The sequence below is a fragment of the Pseudomonas sp. NFX224 genome (assembly GCF_048565165.1).
Classification (GTDB): Bacteria; Pseudomonadota; Gammaproteobacteria; order Pseudomonadales; family Pseudomonadaceae; genus Aquipseudomonas.
Genome location: NZ_CP183416.1, coordinates 538,623 through 552,228, shown reverse-complemented (window position 1 = coordinate 552,228; position 13,606 = coordinate 538,623). Strand labels below are relative to the sequence as shown.

The 13,606-nt window shown below is 62.0% G+C and carries 11 protein-coding genes; 2 read left to right on the top strand and 9 right to left on the bottom strand.

Going from position 1 to position 13,606, the window contains the following annotated elements; all coding sequences use genetic code 11:
- Window positions 1-281: 281 nt before the first annotated feature.
- Entirely contained in the window at window positions 282-1,766 is a 1,485-nt protein-coding gene (locus ACNYC6_RS02295; RefSeq protein ID WP_419710886.1) for an NCS1 family nucleobase:cation symporter-1, read from the top strand.
- 139 nt (window positions 1,767-1,905) lie between these two features.
- Window positions 1,906-3,189 carry a Zn-dependent hydrolase gene (locus tag ACNYC6_RS02290; protein ID WP_419710885.1) on the top strand — a complete coding sequence of 428 codons (1,284 nt, stop codon included), beginning with the start codon at window positions 1,906-1,908 and terminating at the stop codon, window positions 3,187-3,189.
- Between the two features lie 42 nt (window positions 3,190-3,231).
- On the opposite strand, the gene ACNYC6_RS02285 is transcribed toward ACNYC6_RS02290, so the two are convergent.
- The 9 genes from ACNYC6_RS02285 to ACNYC6_RS02245 all read right to left on the bottom strand — a co-directional run bounded on the left by ACNYC6_RS02285 (window position 3,232) and on the right by ACNYC6_RS02245 (window position 13,595).
- The gene (locus tag ACNYC6_RS02285; protein ID WP_419710884.1) at window positions 3,232-4,377 is read right to left on the bottom strand and encodes an XdhC family protein; all 1,146 of its coding nucleotides are present in this window, start codon (window positions 4,375-4,377) and stop codon (window positions 3,232-3,234) included.
- Between the two features lie 71 nt (window positions 4,378-4,448).
- Complete coding sequence (locus ACNYC6_RS02280) at window positions 4,449-5,837, bottom strand: amidohydrolase family protein (RefSeq protein ID WP_419710883.1); 1,389 nt, start codon at window positions 5,835-5,837, stop codon at window positions 4,449-4,451.
- A gap of 12 nt (window positions 5,838-5,849) precedes the next feature.
- Window positions 5,850-7,217: a nucleobase:cation symporter-2 family protein gene (locus tag ACNYC6_RS02275; RefSeq protein ID WP_419710882.1), complete on the bottom strand. Its 1,368-nt coding sequence runs from the start codon at window positions 7,215-7,217 to the stop codon at window positions 5,850-5,852.
- Window positions 7,218-7,358: 141 nt separating this feature from the next.
- Complete coding sequence (locus tag ACNYC6_RS02270; protein WP_419710881.1) at window positions 7,359-8,405, bottom strand: CobW family GTP-binding protein; 1,047 nt, start codon at window positions 8,403-8,405, stop codon at window positions 7,359-7,361.
- A 73-nt stretch (window positions 8,406-8,478) separates the two neighbouring features.
- Complete coding sequence (locus tag ACNYC6_RS02265; protein ID WP_419710880.1) at window positions 8,479-9,108, bottom strand: UbiX family flavin prenyltransferase; 630 nt, start codon at window positions 9,106-9,108, stop codon at window positions 8,479-8,481.
- The gene (locus ACNYC6_RS02260) at window positions 9,105-10,490 is read right to left on the bottom strand and encodes a UbiD family decarboxylase (protein ID WP_419710879.1); all 1,386 of its coding nucleotides are present in this window, start codon (window positions 10,488-10,490) and stop codon (window positions 9,105-9,107) included. The genes ACNYC6_RS02265 and ACNYC6_RS02260 overlap by 4 nt, the downstream gene beginning before the upstream one ends.
- A 52-nt stretch (window positions 10,491-10,542) precedes the next feature.
- Window positions 10,543-11,448: an amidohydrolase family protein gene (locus tag ACNYC6_RS02255; RefSeq protein ID WP_053158646.1), complete on the bottom strand. Its 906-nt coding sequence runs from the start codon at window positions 11,446-11,448 to the stop codon at window positions 10,543-10,545.
- A 4-nt stretch (window positions 11,449-11,452) separates the two neighbouring features.
- The gene (locus tag ACNYC6_RS02250) at window positions 11,453-12,382 is read right to left on the bottom strand and encodes an amidohydrolase family protein (RefSeq protein WP_150700665.1); all 930 of its coding nucleotides are present in this window, start codon (window positions 12,380-12,382) and stop codon (window positions 11,453-11,455) included.
- Window positions 12,383-12,704: 322 nt separating this feature from the next.
- The gene (locus tag ACNYC6_RS02245) at window positions 12,705-13,595 is read right to left on the bottom strand and encodes a LysR substrate-binding domain-containing protein (protein WP_419710878.1); all 891 of its coding nucleotides are present in this window, start codon (window positions 13,593-13,595) and stop codon (window positions 12,705-12,707) included.
- Between the last annotated feature and the right edge of the window lie 11 nt (window positions 13,596-13,606).

The window sequence follows — 13,606 nt, the reverse complement described above, 5'->3', positions numbered from 1 at the left end:
TCTTATGTGAAATCAGCTGTTTGAGTACGGTCTATGGTTGATGCGCGACTTTGAAAAAAAGATCAACGCACCAGATTGAGTCCTGACTGTTCGGACAACTTGCCTGGCATTCGGCCTGAGTGGCACGGCAAATAGTCGAGTCAGTGAATAAAACTGATAAACATCAGTTAGTTGCAAAGTGTTTATGGAACTGCCCGATGCGCAAGCGGGGCACTCGGCACGTTTATTGATTCCGCCAGTCCCTGATGAGCAACAATAATCAAAAGAACAGTGGAGCGGCCATGCAACAGATCAGATCGCAAGTGACCGAGCGCGACGGCTTGTTTGAGCTTGAAGCCGGCAGCGATGTCCTCGACAGTCCCCGTTATAACCACGACATTGCGCCCACCAAGGTGCATGAGCGAACCTGGAATAAATGGCACATCACTGCGCTGTGGGTCGGCATGGCGATTTGCGTGCCGACGTATACACTCGGCGGCGTGTTGACCGCGTACTTCGGACTGAGCGTCGGTGAAGCGCTGCTGGCGATTCTGTTTGCCAACATCATCGTGCTGATTCCCCTGACGTTGAACGCCTTCCCCGGCACCAAGTACGGAATTCCGTTTCCGGTGTTGCTGCGCTCGTCTTTCGGCGTCCTGGGTTCGAACATCCCGTGCCTGATCCGTGCGTTGGTAGCGTGTGGCTGGTTCGGCATTCAAACCATGTTCGGCGGCCTGGCGATTCATCTGTTTCTGGGCTCGGTGTTCGAGGGGTGGAAATCCCTGGGCGGCACCGGTGAAGTCATTGGCTTCATGGTGTTCTGGGCGTTGAACCTGTGGGTGGTGATTCGCGGCGCCGAGTCGATCAAGTGGCTGGAAACCCTGTCCGCACCGCTGCTGGTGGCGGTAGGTGCGGGGCTGTTGGTGTGGGCGATGCCGAACGTGTCGATGACCGAACTGCTGGCGATCCCGGCCAAACGTCCCGAAGGCGCCGGTGTCGCCAGTTACTTCGCTGCGGGGTTGACGGCGATGGTCGGCTTCTGGGCCACACTGTCGCTGAACATTCCGGACTTCAGCCGCTACGCGAACAGCCAGAAGGATCAGATCGTCGGGCAGATCATCGGCCTGCCGCTGACCATGTTCCTGTTTGCGTCCCTGGGTGTGGTGATGACCGCGGCTTCCGTGAAGCTGGTGGGCGTGACCGTGTCTGATCCGGTGACCCTGATCGGTCATATCCAGAGCCCCGTGTGGGTGGCCATTGCCATGGCGCTGATCATCATCGCCACGTTGTCGACCAACACGGCAGCCAACATCGTTTCGCCCACCAATGACTTCCAGAACATTGCGCCCAAGGTGATCAACCGCACCAAGGCCGTGGTCCTGACCGGCCTGGTCGGCCTGGGGTTGATGGCGCACGAGTTGTTGAAAAAGCTTGGCCTGATCGTCTCGGACGTCAGCCTCGAGTCGGTCTACTCCAACTGGCTGCTTGGTTATTCCAGCCTGCTCGGACCGATCGCCGGGATCATGGTGGTGGACTATTTCCTGATCAAGAAGCAGCAACTGGACCTGGCGGGTCTTTATCGCGATGACGTGTACCCGGCGTGGAACTGGAGCGGCTTCATCGCGTTTGGCGTGCCGGTGGTGCTGACGTTGTTGTCGTTGGGCAGCCACGCGTTCAGCTGGTTCTACAGCTACGGCTGGTTTACCGGTTCGGCGCTGGGCGGGTTGATTTATTACGGGTTGAGCGTGATGCGACCTAGCCCGTCTGTTGCGAAATCAGCGGTGTGAGGACTGGCCTCATCGCGAGCAGGCTCGCACACATTTGCAATGCATTCCCCTGTAGGAGCGAGCCTGCTCGCGATAGCGGTGGCACAAACACCGAAAAATTGCCTGAAGAAATCCATAAGAACAGCCTGAGGAGATCATCATGAACGCGGCCGTAGACGTTCTGCAGTCCACCCATCAGCACATCAACCGCGATCGCTTGTGGCAGTCGCTCATGGAACTGGCCAAGCTCGGCGCTACGGTCAAGGGCGGCGTCTGTCGCCTGGCCCTGACCGATCTCGACCGGCAGGCGCGGGACATTTTCGTCAACTGGTGTAAGGAGGCCGGATGCACCGTGAGCATTGACGCCGTGGGCAACATTTTCGCCCGCCGTCCTGGCCGCAATCCGAACCTGCCACCGGTCATGACCGGCAGCCACATCGACACCCAACCCACCGGCGGAAAGTTTGACGGCTGTTTCGGCGTGCTCGCTGGCGTCGAAGTGCTGCGTACGCTTAACGACCTGAACATCGAAACCGAAGCACCGCTGGAAGTGGTGGTGTGGACCAACGAAGAAGGCTCGCGCTTTGCCCCGTGCATGATGGGCTCCGGCGTGTTCGCGGAAAAATTCACCCTTGAAGAAACCCTGGCCAAGGTCGACGCCGAGGGCGTGACCGTCGGTGAGGCGCTCAACGCCATCGGTTATGCCGGGCCGCGCAAAGTCAGCGGGCATGCCGTGGGCGCCTATTTCGAAGCGCACATCGAACAAGGCCCGATCCTCGAAGACGAACGCAAAACCATCGGCGTGGTGATGGGCGCGCTCGGGCAGAAATGGTTCGACCTGAAACTGCGCGGCGTCGAAGCCCATGCCGGCCCGACCCCGATGCACCTGCGTAAAGATGCATTGGTCGGCGCCGCCGTTATCGTCGGTGCGGTCAATCGTGCCGCCCTCGGTCATCAACCCCACGCTTGCGGCACCGTCGGCTGCCTGCAAGCGTACCCGGGCTCACGCAACGTCATTCCCGGCGAAGTGCGCATGACCCTGGATTTCCGTCACCTGGAACCGGCGCGACTGGACTCGATGATCGCCGAAGTGCGCGAAGTCATCGAAACCACCTGCGAAGAACACGGCCTGACCTTCGAACTCACGCCAACGGCAGACTTTCCGCCGCTGTACTTCGACAAGGGGGGCGTCGAAGCCGTGCGCGCCGCCGCCCAAGGCCTGGGCCTGTCGCACATGGACATCGTCAGCGGAGCAGGGCACGACGCAATCTTCCTCGCCGAACTCGGCCCGGCCGGGATGATCTTCGTCCCGTGCGAAGGCGGCATCAGCCACAACGAAATCGAAAACGCCGCACCGGATGACCTGGCCGCCGGGTGCGCGGTGTTGTTGCGAGCGATGCTGGCGGCGTCGGCAGCCGTGGCAAAAGGCGAGTTGGCGGCTTGAAACAGCAAAAGATCGCAACGTTGCGCTGCGATCTTTTGATTTTCAAATCATCGTTGCAACCTGAAGACTTTCACTCACCACCAGATCCGCCTGATGAATCGGCTTGACCCGGTGCCTGAGCATCCCGCCCTGGCGCTGGTTCAACACGGCGGTCATCTCCGCGAGGATCGCCAGCGCCACGCTTTCCGGGGCATCGCCGCCCAGGTCCAGGCCCATCGGGTAGTGCAGCGCCGAAGGGCTGCGGCCGATGTCTGTCAGCAAACGTTCGGTGCGTTCCTTGGGGCCGAGTTGGCCGAGATAGGCGGGCGCGCCTTGCTGTGCTTGAGCAAGCCAATGGCGGTCCTGGCGATAGCTGTGGGTCATGACGGCGACGGCGGCGCCGTCGATCAGCGGGTGCAGGTCTAACGGGTTGTCGAGGTTGGCGAAGATCACGGCATCGGCCTGGGGGAAGCGCTCGGGGCGGGCGAAGTGGCTGCGGCTGTCGATGACCGTAACATGCCAGTTCAGCAGTTTGGCCATGCGCACCAGCGGTTGCGCGTCATGACCGGCACCGAAGATCACCAACCGTGGCGGTGGCGCGATGTATTCGAAGAACACTTCGATCTCGCCACGGGCGTCGGTGTACAGCCGAATCGATGACTTTTTCTGCAGTAGGGTCTTGTGCAGGTCGTTGCCGATGGCGTTGTTCAAGGGCGCGTTGCGCATGGCAGGCTCAAAACCAGACAACCATCGGTCACCGACCCGCGCCGAGGCATTGCGCGAAGTGGCAATGACCGTGGCCATGGCGGCGGGTTGCTGGCGGTCGCGGACTCGGCGCAACAGGTCGATAGCCGGCGACGGGTTTTTCGCGCGCAGGCGTTCGAGCAGCACGAACACCGTACCATTGCAGCCCAGGCCAAAGGTCAGGGCGCTTTGTTCGTCGTCCTCGTCTTCGGTGGCGCCGGTACTGTAGCGACGTACCACAGGTTCGCCGGAATCGGTCAGCCACCAGGCTTTTTTCGCCAGATCCTGTTCCAGACAACCGCCACTGACGGTGCCGACGGTACGACCATGCAGCGGAATGAGCATGCGCGCACCGGGCCGGCGATAGGCCGAGCCTTCGACCTTGACCACGGTGGCGAGGATGGTTTCTTCGCCGGTTTGGGCGGCGGTGTCGATGGCTTGCAGAAGATCATTGAGACCGGGCATGGCATCTGTTCCTGAAAGTGAAGGCGATCCCCGCAGGAGCAGCCTTCGGCAACTCCTGCGGGGGGATTGGATCAGTCATCCACACTCATCAACTGCCGCACCCCATCCCACGCCTCGGCGCGCATCTGCTGCACATCCAGTCCCGGAATCACGCCGTCATCGACCACCACCCGGCCACCGACCAGGCTGTACTTCACCGCAATCGGTTCACCCGCCACCACGGGGGCAACGGCAATGTCGTGGAAGCCAAAGAAGCGTGGATGATCCAGGCCATAAATCACCAGATCCGCTGCCTGCCCAGCTTCAAGCGTTCCGACCGAGCCAAGCCCCAGCACCTGCGCTCCACCCGCCGTACCCCAGTGAATGACGTCTTCGGCGGTGGTCGCGGCGGCGCCTTGTTCGGCCCGGTGAATCAGCCATGCCGTGTTGGCTTCACCGACCATGCTCCCGGATTCGTTGGACGCCACGCCATCCACGCCCAGGGAAATCGGCACCCCGGCCTCGAACATCTGCGGGATCGGCGCCACGCCGCTGCCCAGGCGGGCATTGCTCACCGGGCAGTGAGACACACCCGTGCCGGTTTGCGCGAGCATGCGGATTTCACCAGGCTGCATGTGTACCGCGTGGGCGAACCACACGTCCGGGCCGAGCCATTCGTGTTCAGCGACGAACTCCACCGGCAGGCAGTTGTATTTTTCGCGGCAGAAATTCACGTAGTTCTGCGTCTCGGACAAGTGCGTGTGCAGGCGCAAGCCAAGCCCGCGTGCGGTGTGCGCCAGTTCGCGCAGCAGCGTCGGCGGCAGCGAAAAGGTTGGCGTGGTCGGCGCCACCACCACCCGACGCATCGCGTTCGGGGTGTCCTGGTGATACAGCGACTTCAGGCGTTCGATATCGCCGACCATTTGATCCAGGGTTTCCGGTTGCAGCGCGGTTTTCGAAAACCCTGGATGGGCGCTGGCTGATTCCAGCGCACCGCCACGGCACAGCACAAAACGCAGGCCGAATTCATCGGCCATGTCGAACAGCAGGTCGCCGGTCTCGGTGGTGCCGTTGGCGTGATACAGGTAATGGTGATCGGCGCAGGTGGTCACCCCCGACAGCAGCAGTTCGGCCATGCCCAGCCGTGCGGCGATCCGCGCCAGTTGAGGCGTAAAGCGGTTGAGGCGCGGGTAAGGCACGCTGGCCAGCCAGCCTTGCAGGTCTTGATTCAAACCCTCAGGCACGGCTTTGAGCAGGTTCTGGAACAGGTGATGGTGAGTGTTGATCCAGCCCGGATAAACGATGGAATGGCGCGCATCGATCACCCGTTCACCGGGTTGCGCCTCAAGGCCTGCGGCCATTTCGGCGATGCGCCCGTTGACGATGCGGATGTCCACGGCCCCGGCCCGGGCACGGGGGCCACGCAGGCCGGTCATCACCGCCGCCGGGTTCTTGATCAGGATGTTTTGCAGTTGAGTCATGGTCGGCTCCAGTCAGAGGCTGTGGGTGGCGGATTTGCTGGCGGTGGCATCAGGTACGCTGACGCCGTTGAGGGTGGCGTTGAGCAACACCGACACCAGGCAGGCGATCACCACGCTGCTGTGCAGGAACGGTTGCGACCACTCAGGTAATTGCTTGAACAAGGCCGGCGCCAACACCGGCACCAGGGCGGCGGCGATGGTGAAGCCGACGATCAGCACGTTGTAGCGATTGCGCTCGTAGTCGACCTTGGCCAGGGTCTGAATCCCCGCGGCGGCGACCACGCCGAACATGGCGATCCCGGCACCACCGAGGGCGGCGGTCGGCATCGACGCAATGATCGCGCCGGCCTTGGGCACCAGCGCCACCGAACACATCAGCAAGCCACTGACGGCCACTACCCAGCGGCTGCGCACACCGGTGAGAATCACCAGCCCGACGTTTTCCATGAAGGCAATGAACGGAAACGCAGCGAACATCCCGGCAATGGTGCTGGCCAGGCCATTGGCGCGCAGGCCGTTGATCACTTGTTTGTCTTCCACCGGTTTGTCGACGATGTCACCGATGGCCACGAACAGGCCCATGGACTCGACCATTTGCACGATCATCACCACCACCATGGTGGCGATGGGAATCAGGCTGAAAGTCGGCAGACCGAAATAGAACGGGTAAGGCACGGTCAGCCACGGTGATTCCTGCACGCTGTGAAAACTGCCCATGCCCATCCCGTAAGCCAGGCCCGCACCGACAAGCATGCCCACCAGCACCGCCATGTTGCGCAGCATCGGGCTGCCATAACGGTTGACCAGTAGAATGGTCAGCAACACCACCGCCGCCACCGCGAGGTACGTCGGTGCGCCGAAGTCCGCGGCATGCCGCCCGCCACCGACCCATTCGTAGGCAATCGGGAAGAGCTGCAAACCGATCACCGTAACGATGCAACCGGTGACCACCGGTGGGAAGAAGCGACGCAAGCGCCCCACGAACGGCGCGGCGAGCATGGTAAAAATCCCCGCGCCGATCACCGCCCCGCACACCCCGGCAAAACCGACTTCCGGGTTGCTGCCGATGGCGATGACCGGGCCCACGCTGCTGAAGGCCACACCCTGCAAAATCGGCAAGCGCACACCGAATTTCCAGAAACCGACGGTTTGCAGCAAGGTCGCGATGCCGGAGCAGAACAGCGTGGTGCTGATCAACACCACCGTGTCTGCCTGGGACATCTTTAAGGCGCTGGCGACAATCAACGGCACGGCGATGGCGCCGATGTACGAGACGGCCATGTGTTGCAGGCCGAGGGTGAGCATTTGTCGCACCGATAACACCTGGTCGACGGGATGGAGGGTGGCGATGGGTTTTGACGGGGTAGTGGCTGACGACATGGGGAAACACCTCTTGTTGTTGTCATTCGGTAGAGAGGGGTATTCGTTCTGATGCCGCTCGCAGGTTCGGTGTTGCCTTGACTGTCTGGCATCAGTCATTCATGTGCCCGGAACCGCCATCCACCGGCTCCGATGCCTTTTTTAACCTGCCAGGCAGGCGGTAAAGCCCTGGTTCAACGCCGCGCGGTCCAAGTCGCGGCCGATGAACACGATCTTGCTGGAGCGCGGTTCGTTGCCCCACAAGGTGGAGGCGCGGAACTCGACGAGGCTGTGCACGCCCTGCAGGACATAGCGTTGGTCCTGATCGGCGACCGCCAGCACACCTTTCATGCGGTACAGGGTGTCGGCCTGCTCGGTGCGCAGTTGAGTGATCCAGCGGTGGAAGTCGCCCAGGTTGACCGCGCCGTCCACGGCGATGCCCACCGAGGTGACGCTCGCGTCGTGTTCATGGTCCAGGTCATCGTGTTCGTGGTGCTGTTCATCGGCGTGATGGTTGTGTTCGGCGCCGATTTCCATGAGCTTTTGCGAGGACTCGAAGGCGCCGATGCCAAGGATTTTCGACAGGTCGATCTCGGCATAACTGGAGGTCACCAGATCCGCCGTGGCGTTCAGGCCGCGAATCTTGTCGCTCAGGGAGGCCACTTCGGCGGCGCTGACCAGATCGACTTTGTTGATCACGATGCGGTCGGCGCAGACGATCTGATCCACGGCCTGGTTGTCGACGCCGTCGAGTTGCAGGTCTTCCAGGTGCTGGGCGATGTGCTTGGCGTCGACCATGGTGACGATGGCGTCCAGCTCCACTTCATCGGCAATCGGGTCGTTGATGAAGAAACTCTGGGCTACGGGATACGGGTCGGCCAGGCCGCTGGTTTCGATCAGGATGTGATCGAGGCGCACCGGGCGCGCCACCAGTTCACGGACGATGCGCACCAGGTCTTCGCGGACTTCGGCGGTGCAGCACACGCAGCCGTTGACCATCTCGTAGATCTCTTCGGTTTCGGAACTGAGCACCAGGTCGCCATCAATGCCGACTTGGCCGAATTCGTTTTCGATCACGGCGATTTTCCGTCCGTGGTTTTCCTTGAGGATGTAGTTGAGCAGGGTGGTTTTGCCGGCGCCGAGAAAGCCGGTGAGGATGGTCACCGGGATTTTGGTGTTCGGGGTTGGGGCGTTGAATGGCGTGTTCATGTGATGCTCCTTACCTGTGTTTTGTCGAAGTGCGATCAACTGTGGGAATTAGCCTGCTAGCGATTTCGGTGGGTCAGCCAACACTGCTGGCGACAGGCATGGCCTCATCGCGAGCAGGCTCGCTCCCACAGGGATTCGGGTGTTCTCTCCAGCGTCGTGCGGTGCCGGCATCAAGGCCGAACAGGTCGAGGACACGGCCGAGGCTGTGATCGACCATTTGCGCCAGGTTTTGCGGGCGGGCGTAAAAAGCCGGCACGGGCGGGGCGATGATCCCGCCCATCTCGGTGACCGCCGTCATGTTGCGCAGGTGGGCGAGGGTCAGCGGCGTTTCCCGGGCCATCAATACCAGCGTGCGGCGTTCCTTGAGGGTGACGTCGGCGGCCCGGCCGATCAGGCCTGAAGAGGTGCCGGTGGCGATTTCCGCCAGGGTGCGCATGGAACAAGGCGCGACCACCATGCCCAGGCAGCGGAACGAACCGCTGGCGATCCCGGCGGCCACGTCGTCGGCGCGGTGATAGTGGCTGGCCAGCGCCGTGACGTCGGCCAGTTTGTAGTCGGTTTCGTGGGCCATGGTCAGCAGCGCGGCGCGGCTGATGATCAAGTGGCTTTCAATGTTCAGTTCGGCGAGCAACTCCAGCAGGCGCACGCCGTAGATGAATCCCGATGCACCGCTGATGCCAACCACCATGCGTTGGCGGTTCATGACGCGTAGCTCTTGAGCAGTTGGCGCGCGCGCTCGACCACGTCCTGATCCAGCTGCGCCTTGATGCCGTCGAAACCCGAGCCGCGTGTGGCGTCCAGGCCCATGCGCGAGGTGGTGCCGTTGACCGAGGACGACGGGTCCAGCGGGCTGCCGGGCAAACCATCGATGACAAAAATGTCCTGGTGCGGCTGGAAGTGCGTGGCCAGCGCCCACAACACCTGGCTGTCGTCGCTGATGTCGATATCGCTGTCCACCGCAATCACGGTTTTCAGGTACGGGTCCCAGCCGAGCAGGGCTAGCATGATCTGCCGCGCCTCGCCGTCACGGCTTTGGTCCAGCGCCACATAGCAATGAAAATGCGTGCCGGAATTCGGGTAATGCACGGCGGTGACAGCAGGGAAGCGTGCCTTGAGTTTCTCGCTCATCTCCGCTTCCCGAGGCAGCCGCGCCAGGGTCAGGTGTTCGGCGTAGCGTCCGCCGACCACGTCCACCAGCCAGGCGTCCTTGCGTCGCATCAGGGTGTCGATGCGCAGCACGTTGTTGGTCGAGCGATCCGAGGAATAACCGCTGAACTCACCGAACGGGCCTTCCTCGGCATAAGCCGCCGGGTCGATGGCGCCTTCCAGGACAAACTCCGCACTGGCCGGTACACCGATGCCATAACGCGGGGTTTTCACCAGCTCCAGTGGCGCACCGAACAAACCGCCCGCCACCGCACGTTCATCGCTGCCGAACGGCAAACGGGCCGCCGCCGCCAGCATGAACAGCGGGTGCGCGCCCACCACCATGGCCACGCGCAATTCTTCGCCCCGTTCGCGGGCGGTTTGCAGCATGCGCCACAGGTGACCGCGTGAATGCAGGCTGGTGGCGAGGGTCTGCCGGGTATGGCGCATCGAGCGGTGATAGCTCATGTTGGCAATGCCGGTGGCCGGGTCTTCGGCAATGATGATCGCGTTGGTGATGTACGGGCCGCGGTCGCTGTCGAAGTGCTTGAGCATCGGCAGCAGCGCCAGGTCCACGGCTTCGCCTTCGTAGATCTCATCCAGCACCGGGCCGGTTTCCACGTAGCGCGGGGCGATGGGGCTGTTGGCGCGCTTTTGGAACGTCTCGTGCAATTGCGCCGGGGTGACGCCAAATAGCCGGGCAATGCGGGTGCGCGAGGCGAACAGATTGGTGGCCACCGGCGCACTGAAGTTGCCGACTTTTTCGCAGATCAGCAGCGGATCGCGGCCTTGGATGGCGAGGGCATCGACCAGGGCGGTGACGTCCTGATCGGCAGAAAGGGCATGCTGGACCGTGAGCACATCGTCCGGGTATTGCCGGCGATACGCATCGATAAAATCGTGAAAGTCCTGGGTATCGCCGAGTGTGGGGAGGGTCATGGTTTCACCTCGTTGCAGGAGCGAGCTTGCTCGCTCCTGCAGGTTTTCGGGGTTACAGGTACGTCGTGGTCAGACGAATGTCCGCCTCGATCAGGTCCTTGGGTGGCGGCGTCGGTTCGATGCCGCACAACCGGGCAATGTTGTTGCCCAGGTAATCCTCAAGGTGATCCTCATCAATGCCCAACCCTTGCGGCGCCGGCGAGCACAACACTTCCAGTTCACGCAGCCACATGCCTGGTTCATTCGGCGGCGAGTCGGTGCCGAACACGATCTTGTTGCGCGGCAGGTCCTTGGCGAACTCGACGATCCGCGACTGGAAGCACCAGCCGGATTCGCAGTACACGTTCGGTGTGTCCATGGCCATCCAGAACGCTTCGAACGAATAGTTGCCTCCGGTCTGGATACCGAAGTGGCCGATGATGAAATTGACCATCGGGAATTCGCGGATGATCGGGTAGAACATTGTCGGAATGGTGTACGGGCCGTCGCCGGTATGGATCAGCACCACGATGTTGTACTTGGCGCAGACCTTCATCGCCGGACGCAACCAGTCCAGCGCCCGGTCCGGGCGATAACCGTGCATGTTGGCGTGCAGCTTGAGCATCTTGAAGCCGTATTCCTTGATGTGGAATTCCAGCTCCGCCGCACCGTTTTCCGGCCCCCAGCGCGGGTTGAAGTTGAAGTTGCCAATGAAGCGGTCCGGGTACTTCACGCAGAGTTCGGCGACGTAGGACATGTAGTCACGCACGCCCTCGCGTCCGCGGCGGTTGCCGTCGCGATAACCGGTGTTACCCGGTGGCGGCTGGATGAAGCCCATGTCGATGCGGCGCGGTTTGCCGTTGATCATGTACGGGCCGTCCATCAGCTTGAGCATGCGCTCGCCGGTGAACGGTTCGCCGGTGTGGCGCCAGGCCTCGTCGACCAGGTTGGTAGGGTGCAGATGGGTATCGATAATCATCGGTTCAGCTCCTGGCCAGTTGCGTGGTGACGGGGCGCTTGAGCTGCGCCTCTGCTTCGCAAACCGTGCGTGGCGGCGGGGTCGGTTCGAGGCCGATCATCCGGGCGGTGTTGTTGCCCAGGTATTCTTCGAGGGTGTCCTCGTCGAGGTTCAGGCCCTGAGGCGGCTCGTGGCACAACACTTCAAGCAGGCGCAGCCACATGCCCGGTTCGTTCGGCGGGGTGTCGGTGCCGAACAGGATTTTGTGCGTCGGCAGAACCTTGGCGAACTCGACGATCCGCGATTGCAGGCACCAGCCCGATTCGCAGTAGACGTTGGGCAGCTCCATCGCCCATTGCATCGGTTCGAACACGTAGACGCCACCGGTCTGCACGCCGAAGTGCGCCATGATGAAATCGACGTTGGGAAATTCCTTGATCATCGGCACCCACTCCGACGGGATGCTGTAGGGCCCGTCGCCGGTGTGCAGCTTGACCGGGATGCCCAGCTCGGCGCATTTCTCGAAAGCCGGGCGCACCCAGTCCAGGGCACGGTCTGGACGGTAGGCGTGCATGTTGGCCTGCATCTGGACCATCTTGAAACCGTGTTCCTTGACGTAGCGCTCGATCGCCTCGACGCCGTTCTCCACGCCGCAGCGCGGGTTGTAGACGAAGCAGCCGATGAAGCGGTCCGGGTAGGTCTGGACCATTTTCAGGGTGTAGGCCATGTAGGCGTCGATGGACTCGCGACCTGTCAGGTCACCGTCGGTCCAGGTGTAGATGGTGTTGCCTTGCGGGGGCTGGATGAAGGCTTTGTCGATGCGGCGAGGCTTGCCGTTGACCATGTACGGGCCATCCATCATCTCCAGCAGACGCTCGCCGGTGAACGGGTCACCGTCATGCCTCCAGGCGAGGTCCACCAGATCGGTGGGATAGCAGCTGATATCGATGATCATTGAAGTCGATCTCCTGATAGCGGGGTAGGGAACCTTGCGGTTCACAGCAGCCACGTCCCGGGCAATCGGCCATTTCTATGCGCAAACAATCACGCATTCCCTCGCCTGGTCGCATCCGGCTCGGGACGCTGGCTGCTTGGGGGGAAGTATTGGAAGGGGGTGTCGGGTTCGTACAATATTAATTGGGCGAGGGGTTGATACGTGTTCGATATGGTTTTGTAATGTCTGGGCGGGACTCATCGCTGGCAGGCCAGCTCCCACAGTGATCGATGGTGTCAAACACACCACAAAACCTGTGGGAGCTGGCTTGCCAGCGATGGCGTCAAGATTGTGTACGCAAAGCCAACTGCTTGACCGCCTCAACCACCGGCGCCACCCGTTCGGCTTGCCCCGGCGGCCACACCGCATACAGGTTGTAATGCGCCGCAATCTGCGCCTCGTTCAACGCCACAAGACGCCCGCTGCGCAATGCGTCCGCCGCCAGCAAACCACGCACCAATCCGGCACCGACGCCAGCCTCGGCAGCGGCAATCAGGTTCGCCGCATTGTCAAACACCACCCGCGCCGGCGGTTCGGTGGGGGCCATGCCTGCCGCGTCCAGCCACGGAATCCACGAGCGCCGCGTGTAACCCAGCAACGGCAATTCGAGGATCTGCGCCGGGCTCAACGGCAGCTGCAAACCATAGCGCTCCAGTAGCTCAGGCGAAGCCACCGCCATCACCCGATCACCGCAGATCTGCGTCATCTCGCAATCGTCCCAATCGCCATAACCGTAGCGCAACGCCAGGTCCACGCGTTCGAACGCGCTGCGGTCCGAGCGCGGCATCGACAGCAACACCACCTCATGATCGGGCAACAGATCCAGCAGTTGCGGTAAGCGCGGGTTGAGCCAGCTCTGGGCCAGTTCACTGTCGATATCCAGCGTCAGGCGTTGCGCCACGCTGCGGTTCTTCACCGAAGACAGCGCCCGGTCGATCTGCGCCAGGCCGTCCGACAGCACACTGGCGAACAACTGCCCGGCGTCGGTCAGGTTGCTGCCGCCGCCTTCGCGCACAAACAACGGCTGGCCGATGAAGTCTTCAAGGGCGCGGATCTGCTGGCTGATGGCGCTGTGGGTCAGGTCCAGTTTGCGCGCCGCGCTGGAGAAACTGCCGCTGCGCGCCGCCTGGATAAACGCGCTCATGGACTGCACCGACGGGTATCGCTTGTACATGCTGTTAGTCC

Excerpts from the sequence above, each read along its gene's own strand:
- ACNYC6_RS02295 (WP_419710886.1), top strand. The coding sequence starts at position 282 with ATGCAACAGATCAGATCGCAAGTGACCGAGCGCGACGGCTTGTTTGAG.
- ACNYC6_RS02290 (WP_419710885.1), top strand. The coding sequence starts at position 1,906 with ATGAACGCGGCCGTAGACGTTCTGCAGTCCACCCATCAGCACATCAAC.
- ACNYC6_RS02285 (WP_419710884.1), bottom strand. The coding sequence starts at position 4,377 with ATGCCCGGTCTCAATGATCTTCTGCAAGCCATCGACACCGCCGCCCAA.
- ACNYC6_RS02280 (WP_419710883.1), bottom strand. The coding sequence starts at position 5,837 with ATGACTCAACTGCAAAACATCCTGATCAAGAACCCGGCGGCGGTGATG.
- ACNYC6_RS02275 (WP_419710882.1), bottom strand. The coding sequence starts at position 7,217 with ATGTCGTCAGCCACTACCCCGTCAAAACCCATCGCCACCCTCCATCCC.
- ACNYC6_RS02270 (WP_419710881.1), bottom strand. The coding sequence starts at position 8,405 with ATGAACACGCCATTCAACGCCCCAACCCCGAACACCAAAATCCCGGTG.
- ACNYC6_RS02265 (WP_419710880.1), bottom strand. The coding sequence starts at position 9,108 with ATGAACCGCCAACGCATGGTGGTTGGCATCAGCGGTGCATCGGGATTC.
- ACNYC6_RS02260 (WP_419710879.1), bottom strand. The coding sequence starts at position 10,490 with ATGACCCTCCCCACACTCGGCGATACCCAGGACTTTCACGATTTTATC.
- ACNYC6_RS02255 (WP_053158646.1), bottom strand. The coding sequence starts at position 11,448 with ATGATTATCGATACCCATCTGCACCCTACCAACCTGGTCGACGAGGCC.
- ACNYC6_RS02250 (WP_150700665.1), bottom strand. The coding sequence starts at position 12,382 with ATGATCATCGATATCAGCTGCTATCCCACCGATCTGGTGGACCTCGCC.
- ACNYC6_RS02245 (WP_419710878.1), bottom strand. The coding sequence starts at position 13,595 with ATGTACAAGCGATACCCGTCGGTGCAGTCCATGAGCGCGTTTATCCAG.